The sequence below is a fragment of the Sphaerobacter sp. genome (genome assembly GCF_019683595.1).
In the GTDB taxonomy this organism is placed as follows: domain Bacteria; phylum Chloroflexota; class Chloroflexia; order Thermomicrobiales; family Thermomicrobiaceae; genus Sphaerobacter.
The window spans coordinates 1-6,828 of record NZ_JADGHZ010000179.1; the positions used below are offsets into that span (position 1 = coordinate 1).

5 protein-coding genes are annotated in these 6,828 nt (G+C 72.0%); all 5 read right to left on the bottom strand.

The features are described 5' to 3' along the window. Positions 1 to 86: 86 nt before the first annotated feature. Positions 87 to 2,042, bottom strand: a complete 1,956-nt coding sequence (locus tag IRZ30_RS14425) for a biotin carboxylase N-terminal domain-containing protein (protein WP_294086162.1) — start codon at positions 2,040 to 2,042, stop codon at positions 87 to 89. Continuing rightward, complete coding sequence (locus IRZ30_RS14430) at positions 2,027 to 2,800, bottom strand: enoyl-CoA hydratase-related protein (RefSeq protein ID WP_294086163.1); 774 nt, start codon at positions 2,798 to 2,800, stop codon at positions 2,027 to 2,029. Before IRZ30_RS14430 ends, IRZ30_RS14425 begins: the two co-directional genes overlap by 16 nt. A gap of 165 nt (positions 2,801 to 2,965) precedes the next feature. Further along, on the bottom strand, positions 2,966 to 4,573 hold the full coding sequence (locus IRZ30_RS14435; RefSeq protein WP_294086164.1) for a carboxyl transferase domain-containing protein: 1,608 nt from the start codon (positions 4,571 to 4,573) through the stop codon (positions 2,966 to 2,968). Positions 4,574 to 4,712: 139 nt separating this feature from the next. Then, positions 4,713 to 5,693 (bottom strand): D-alanyl-D-alanine carboxypeptidase family protein, encoded by a 981-nt coding sequence (locus IRZ30_RS14440; protein WP_294086165.1) that lies wholly within the window; start codon positions 5,691 to 5,693, stop codon positions 4,713 to 4,715. Between the two features lie 47 nt (positions 5,694 to 5,740). Beyond that, positions 5,741 to 6,571 (bottom strand): aldolase/citrate lyase family protein, encoded by an 831-nt coding sequence (locus tag IRZ30_RS14445; RefSeq protein WP_294086166.1) that lies wholly within the window; start codon positions 6,569 to 6,571, stop codon positions 5,741 to 5,743. Positions 6,572 to 6,828: the final 257 nt, after the last annotated feature.

Here is a 6,828-nt window from a genome sequence, read left to right on the forward strand (position 1 = left end):
CCCCCTCTCCCACAAGGGGAGAGGGGGCGACACCCCTCACCCCTACCCCGTTCTCCCACAAGGGGAGAGGGGGCTCGTCTCGCGCCTCACTCGGTGGTGAGGGTGAGTTCGACGAGGATGTCGCCGGCGTCGACTTGCTGGTCGGGGTAGCAGTGGATGCTGCGGACGCGGCCGGAGCCGGGCGCGCGGAGGACGACCTCGATCTTCATAGCGCTCATGATAACCAGCGGGTCACCCTCTTCGACCGGCGCGTCGGGTTCGGCCGGGACGCGGAGGATCTTCCCCGGGAGCGGCGCGCGGATGGTGCCGTCGGCGCGGGCGGCGGCGCGGGTCGACTCCGGCGCGCGGCGGCCGGACCGGGCCAGCCACCGGCCCGCTGCCGTGACGACCTCGATCGTGCCGTCGCCCCTGCGCGCGATTGCCGCGGTGCCGAGCTCGTCGCCGTAGGCGACGGTCCAGAGCCCGTCGCTGCCGCGCCACCAGCGGAGCGACCCCTGGCTCTCGCCGTCGTCGACGTGCCAGACCCCGCCCTTCTGCTCCACGGCGAAGACCCGTTCCCAGTCGGTGTCGACCCCGTGGAAGGCGATCTCGGCCGCTCCTGTCAGGCGGAACGGGCCGATCCGCTCCCATGGGTCGCTGCTCGGCGGACGGTCGAGTGCGGTGGCGAGGAGCGCGGCGGACGCGAGGCGCGGCGGTGGTCCTGCGGGAGGCGCGACCGTCGCCGCGGTGGTCGTGGTGTAGGCACCGGCGCGCACCTCGGGGGCGTCGAGCAGGGCGATCAGCCAGGGGCGGTTCGTCGCGACCCCGGCCACGCCGGTGCGGCTCAGGGCATCGCTCAGGCGGGCAAGTGCCTCGTCGCGGTTCGCGCCCCAGGCGATCAACTTGGCGATGAGCGGGTCGTAGCGGTCGGGGATAACGTCCCAGGCGGCATAGGCGGCGTCCACCCGGAGGCGCGGGGCGGCGGGGAGCGCCAGGACGTCCAGCCTTCCGGGGCTGGGCAGGAAGTGGCGGGCTGGGTCTTCGGCGTAGAGCCGGGCTTCGATGGCGTGGCCGTTCGGCGCCGGGGCCCACTCGGGGAGTGCGCGGCCCTCGGCCAGGTCGAGTTGCAGCGCGACGAGATCCCACCCGGTCACCGCCTCGGTCACCGGGTGTTCCACCTGCAAGCGAGGGTTGACTTCGAGAAACGCGATGGTGCCGTCGGCGCCGTAGAGAAACTCGATGGTTGCCAGGCTCACCAGCCCGACCGCTTCGGCTACGGCGACGGCATAGGTGTGGAGCCGCTCGCGAGCGTCATAAGGCAGGTTCGGCGCGGGTGCCTCCTCGATTACCTTCTGGTGTCGCCGCTGCAGGGAGCACTCGCGGTCACCGATGGCGATCGCCCGCGTACCGTCCCCGGCGACCTGCACCTCAATGTGCCGTGCTCCCTCCAGGAAGCGCTCCAGGTAGAGCACCGGCCCGGCCCCGGCGGCTTCCGCCTCGCGGCGGGCCGAGGCGACTGCCTCAGTCAATTCCCCAGGGTCGCCGACGCGCCGCAAGCTCGCCCCGCCCCCGCCCAGCGCCGCCTTGACCAGGACCGGATAGCCGACGGCCTCGGCCGCGGCGCGCCACTCGTTCGGGTCGTCGCCCAGCGGCTCGCTGGCGGGGAGTACCGGAACCCCGGCTTCGACCGCGGCTCGGCGGGTCTCCACCTTGTCGCCGCATCGCTCCAGCGTCTCCGGGCTGGGGCCGAGGAAGTGGATGCCCGCCGCGGCGCAGGCGCGGGCCAGCGCGGGGCGCTCGCTGAGGAACCCGTAGCCGGGGTGGAGGAGCGCGGCCCCGGTCCGGAGCGCCGCTGCAACGACGGCGTCGGGGTCCATCTCACTCCCGGCCGGCCCGACGACCTCGACCCGCCCGATGGCGCGTGCCGCAAAACCGCCGGCGTCCGGCTCGCCGCAGAGCAAGACCGGCTCGTAGCCGCGCAACCGGCAGGTGGCGGCGATGCGGACGGCGACCTCCCCGCGGTTGGCGATGGCGACCCGGCGAGCCATCAGCGCGTCACCCATGCCGCGTCGCGCTTCTCGAGGAAGGCGCGCATGCCCTCTTGCCCCTCCTCGCTGGCGCGCCGCTCGGCCAGGGTCCGGATCGTCAGCTCCCGCGCCTCACCGATGCCCAGGCCCTGCACCTGATTGAGCAGGCGCTTGACGGAACCGAGCGCCCCCGGCGCCGCCCGGCCCAGTGCGCCGACGATCTCGTCCACCGCCGCGTCGAGCTCGTTGGCGGGGACCACTCGGTGGACCAGCCCGATCCGCAGCGCCTCGGCGGCGTCGAAGGGGGCGCCGGTGAGGAAGTGCGCCTGCGCCGCCCGGCGGCCGATGGCGCGGAGCACGAAGGGGCTGATGACGGCCGGGACCAAGCCGATCCGTACCTCGGTGAAGCCGAAGCGGGCGTCGTCGGCTGCGACCACGAAGTCGGCCGCGGCGACCAGTCCGGCGCCACCTGCCAGGGCCGCGCCCTGCACCCGTGCGATAACCGGCTTGGGCGAGTCGACGATCGACTGGAGCAGGCGGGCAAGGAGCTCTCCGTCGGCGGCGAGCACGGCCGGATCCTCGGCCTGCACGAACTCGGTCAGGTCGGCGCCGGCGCAGAAGACGGGCCCGGCGCCGGCCAGGACGATGCAGCGCACATCATCCCGGTCGGTTGCCGCCATGATCGCGCCGTGCAGCGCTCGCAGCAGGTCGCGCCCGAGCGGGTTCCGCTTCTCCGGCCGGTTCAGGGTCAGCCACAGTGCCGGCCCGCGTTGTTCGGTGCGGAGGGGGTCCATGGGTGTCTCCTCCGTGATGTGTGATGCGTGATGCGTCATACGTCATGCGTGATACGTCATGCGTGTTCCGTGTTCCGTCTTACTCCCCTCTCCCCTGGTGGGCTCCGTCCGAGAGGGGCCGGGGTGAGGGGGACGCATGACGCATGACGTATGACGCATCACGCCTCAAATCCGCAGCACCCCGTACTCCGTCTGCGGGATGGGGGCGTTGAGGGCGGTCTGGAGCGCCAGGCCGAGCACCTGGCGGGTCTGGCGGGGGTCGATCACCCCATCGTCCCAGAGCCGCGCAGTGGCGAAGTAGGGACTGGTCTCCTCGGCATAGCGCGCCTCGACCTCCTGCCGCAGGCGCTCCAGCCCAGCCTCGTCCAGCGGCTCGCCGCGGCTGGCCGCCGCGCGCTCGCGGATCGTGACCAGCACGCCGGCGGCCTGCTCGCCCCCCATCACGCCGATACGGGAGGTCGGCCAGCTAAAGACAAACCGCGGGTCGTAGGCCCGGCCGCACATGGCGTAGTTTCCGGCGCCGTACGACGCGCCGATCATCACGGTCAGCTTCGGCACCTGCGCCACCGCGACGGCCGCCACCATCTTGGCGCCGTCGCGCGCGATCCCCTCGTGCTCGTAGCGCTTCCCGACGATGAAGCCAGTGATGTTCTGGAAGAAGATCAGCGGGATGCGCTGCTGGGCGCAGAGCATCACGAAGTGCGCGCCCTTGCGCGCCGAATCACTGAAGAGCACGCCGTTGTTTGCCAGGACACCGACCGGGATGCCGTACAGGTGACCGAAGCCGCAGACGAGCGTCTGACCGTAGTCCGCCTTGAACTCCCGTAGCCGGCTGCCGTCCAGGATGCGGATCAGCACCTCGCGCGCGTCGTAGGGGCGGCGCGGTTCCGGCGGGACGATGCCGAGCAGATCCTCGGGGTCCTCCTGCGGCTCGACGATCGGCTCCCGCTCAAAGGGCAGCGGCGGCGGCGCGGGCCGCGGCTGGGCCAGCAGGTCATGGGCGATGGCGAGCGCGCTGGCCTCGTCGTCGGCCACGTAGTCCACCACCCCGCTGATCCGGCCGTGGACGTCGGCGCCACCCAGCTCCTCCGCAGTCACCTCCTCGCCGGTGGCGGCCTTTACGAGCGGTGGACCGCCGAGGTAGATCGTGCCGGTGCCGCGCACGATGACCGCCTCGTCGCTCATGGCCGGCACGTACGCGCCGCCCGCCGTGCAGGGACCGAGCACCACCGCCACCTGGCGCAGTCCCTGCGCCGAGAGGAGCGCCTGATTGCGGAAGATCCGCCCGAAGTGGTCCCGGTCGGGGAAGACCTCGCTCTGCAGCGGCAGGAAGGCGCCGCCGGAGTCGACCAGATAGAGGCAAGGCAGGTGGTTGGCGAAGGCGATCTCCTGGGCGCGCAGGTGCTTCTTGACCGTGATCGGAAAGTACGTGCCGCCCTTGACCGTCGGGTCGTTGGCGACGATGACGACCTCCCGGCCGCCGATCCGGCCGATGCCGGTGACGATCCCGGCCGCGGGTGCCTCACCGTCGTACATGTCCTCCGCGGCGAGGGGCGAGAGCTCGAGGAAGGGGCTGGCCGGGTCGAGGACGCGCTCGATCCGCTCGCGTACCGGAAGCTTGCCGCGCTGCCGCTGGCGCTGGTGGGCCAGCTCGCCGCCGCCGGCCAGGGCGCGTCGCAGCCGCGCTTGCAGCTCTTCGATGGCCTGGAGGTTAGCCTCACGGTTGGCCTGGAACTCGGGATCGGAACGGTTGACCCGACTGGTGAGCCGCACGGACTGCTCCTCTCTTCGTCGAGCGGAGGCGCTGGCGCCGCTGCCGGCCGTGCCCGCCTGCCGGATGGCCTCCCTGGCCCCCGCAGGCCACCGCTACTGTAGCACCAAACCGGTCGGTGTTGGATACCCAGAGTTCCGACTACCGCATCCTGGTGGCCTGCGCCCGGGCGTCCCACCGCCGGGCAGGGCTCTCAGCGATGGCGCCCGGTACCAGGCTCCAGGTCCGGGCGTGTGCGGCGTGGGCCGTGCGGCCCGATCCGCCGCTGTGGGGGTGGCTGGCAGATTCGGGTGTGGCGGTTGGAGCGGCCATCGCGAACCCGTGGTCGAGGAGGGCGGTGGCGTCGTCGTACCAGCGCTCAGCGGTGGAGCCGAGGAGGACGACGATCACCCGGCGGCCGTCGCGCTCGGCGACCTCGATGAGGCAGTGGTCGGCGGCTCGGGTCCAGCCCGTCTTGCCGCCGATGATGCCGGGGTAGCGCTGCCAGAGCTCGTTGATGCTCTCGTAGTGGTGGCCTTCGCCCGAATAGTCGCGAGCGCCGAAGATCGGGGCGAGGACCGGGGATTCGAGGACCGCGCGCGTGACCACAGCGAGGTCGTGGGCACTGCTGAACTGACCCCGCGCATCCAGGCCGTGCGGATTCTCCACCCGGGTGTCGGTCAGGCCCAGAACAGCCGCGCGCTCGTTCATCCAGTCGATGAAGCGCTCGCGCGCGGCCGGGTCGTCTGCGTCCGGGCTGCCGCCGACGGCGCGGGCGATCGCCAGCGCCGCATCGTTGCCGCTCGGCAGGAGCAGCCCGTAGAGGAGCGTGCGCAGGGAGAGCCGCTCTCCATCGCGGAGCTCCGCGCTGGAGCCACGGACCAGGTCGGACCGCACCACCGTGACTACCTGCGCGAGGTCGGAGCGCTCGACGGCGACCAGCGCGGTGAGCATCTTGGTGAGGCTGGCGATCGCGGTGCGGTGGTGTGGATCCTGGGCGTCCAGCACGTCGCCGGACGCCCCATCCACGATAATCCAGTTCCGGGCGGCGACGTCCGGCCGCGCGGCAACCGGTGTCGCCGTGAGCACTACCGGGATCGGCAGGACGAGAACGGTCAGGAGGAGGACGCGGAGACGATGCATGGGAGCCTCCTTCCGTTCCCGTAACGGGAGGACGGCGGTGCTGCCGGTCAGTAGCGCACAGTGTCGCCCTGACCGGCGGTGTCGATTCGGATTGGCGCGGCGGCGCGCCAGTTGAGCCGCTCGATATCGGCGCGGAGTCCGGCGAGCAAGTAGCGCAACTCGCTGGCCATGCCGCAGAAACGGAAACCCTCGGCCAGCCTCTGGTTGACCCCGTCGGCGCTGCTGCAGTGGATGCCGGGCACGACGCCGAGCCGGACCGCGGTCTCACGCACGTGGTTGATCGCCTCAACCACGCGCGGGATGTCGCACTCCAGCGGGACGCCCAGCCCCAGCCCCATCGAGGCCGCCAGGTCGTTCGGGCCGATGAAGCAGGCGTCGATGCCCGGGACGCTCAGGATCTCGTCGACATGCTCGACCGCGTCGATGTGCTCGATCTGCACGACGAGGAGGATCTCGTCGTTGGCGTGGCGGTAGTACTCGCTGGCCGTAGTGTCGAAGCTGAGTGCGTGGCGGCCGCCGCCGACGCTGCGGTTGCCGAGCGGGTGGTAGCGGGTGGCCTGGACCGCACGCTCGGCCTCCTCGCGGCTGTTGACCATCGGGACGACGATGCCCCACGCCCCGGCGTCCAACACGCGCTTGAACCACATCGGGTCGTTCCACGGGATGCGCACCATCGGCGCCGTGGGCGTCGCCGCGAGGGCGGTGAACATCTGCGCCAGGGTGCGGATGTCGATGGCGTAGTGCTCAGTGTCTACCACCACCCAGTCGAAACCCAGGCGGCCGATATGCTCAGCGGCTTCCGGGCTGGGCAGTGCCAGCCAGGTGCCGACCGACGCCTCACCGGCGAGCAGGCGCCGCCGCACGTGATTCCCCCGCATCGGCTCTCTGTCCTTTCTCTGGTCCCATGCCTCGCCGTGTGCGCGGCATTGTTGAACGTTGACCGAACTCACCCCGTCTCCGCGCGACCCGCGCCCGCGCGGCTGTCATCCTGAGCGGAGCCGGCCGACGCGGAGCGGCGGGCGGTGGAGCGAAGGATCTCGCGTCGGATCGGCCACGCAGCGGAGAGATCCTTCGCTGCGCCGGGGGGGGGGGGGCGCCCCCCCCCCCGGCGGCCCCGGGGGGGCCCCGGGGGGGG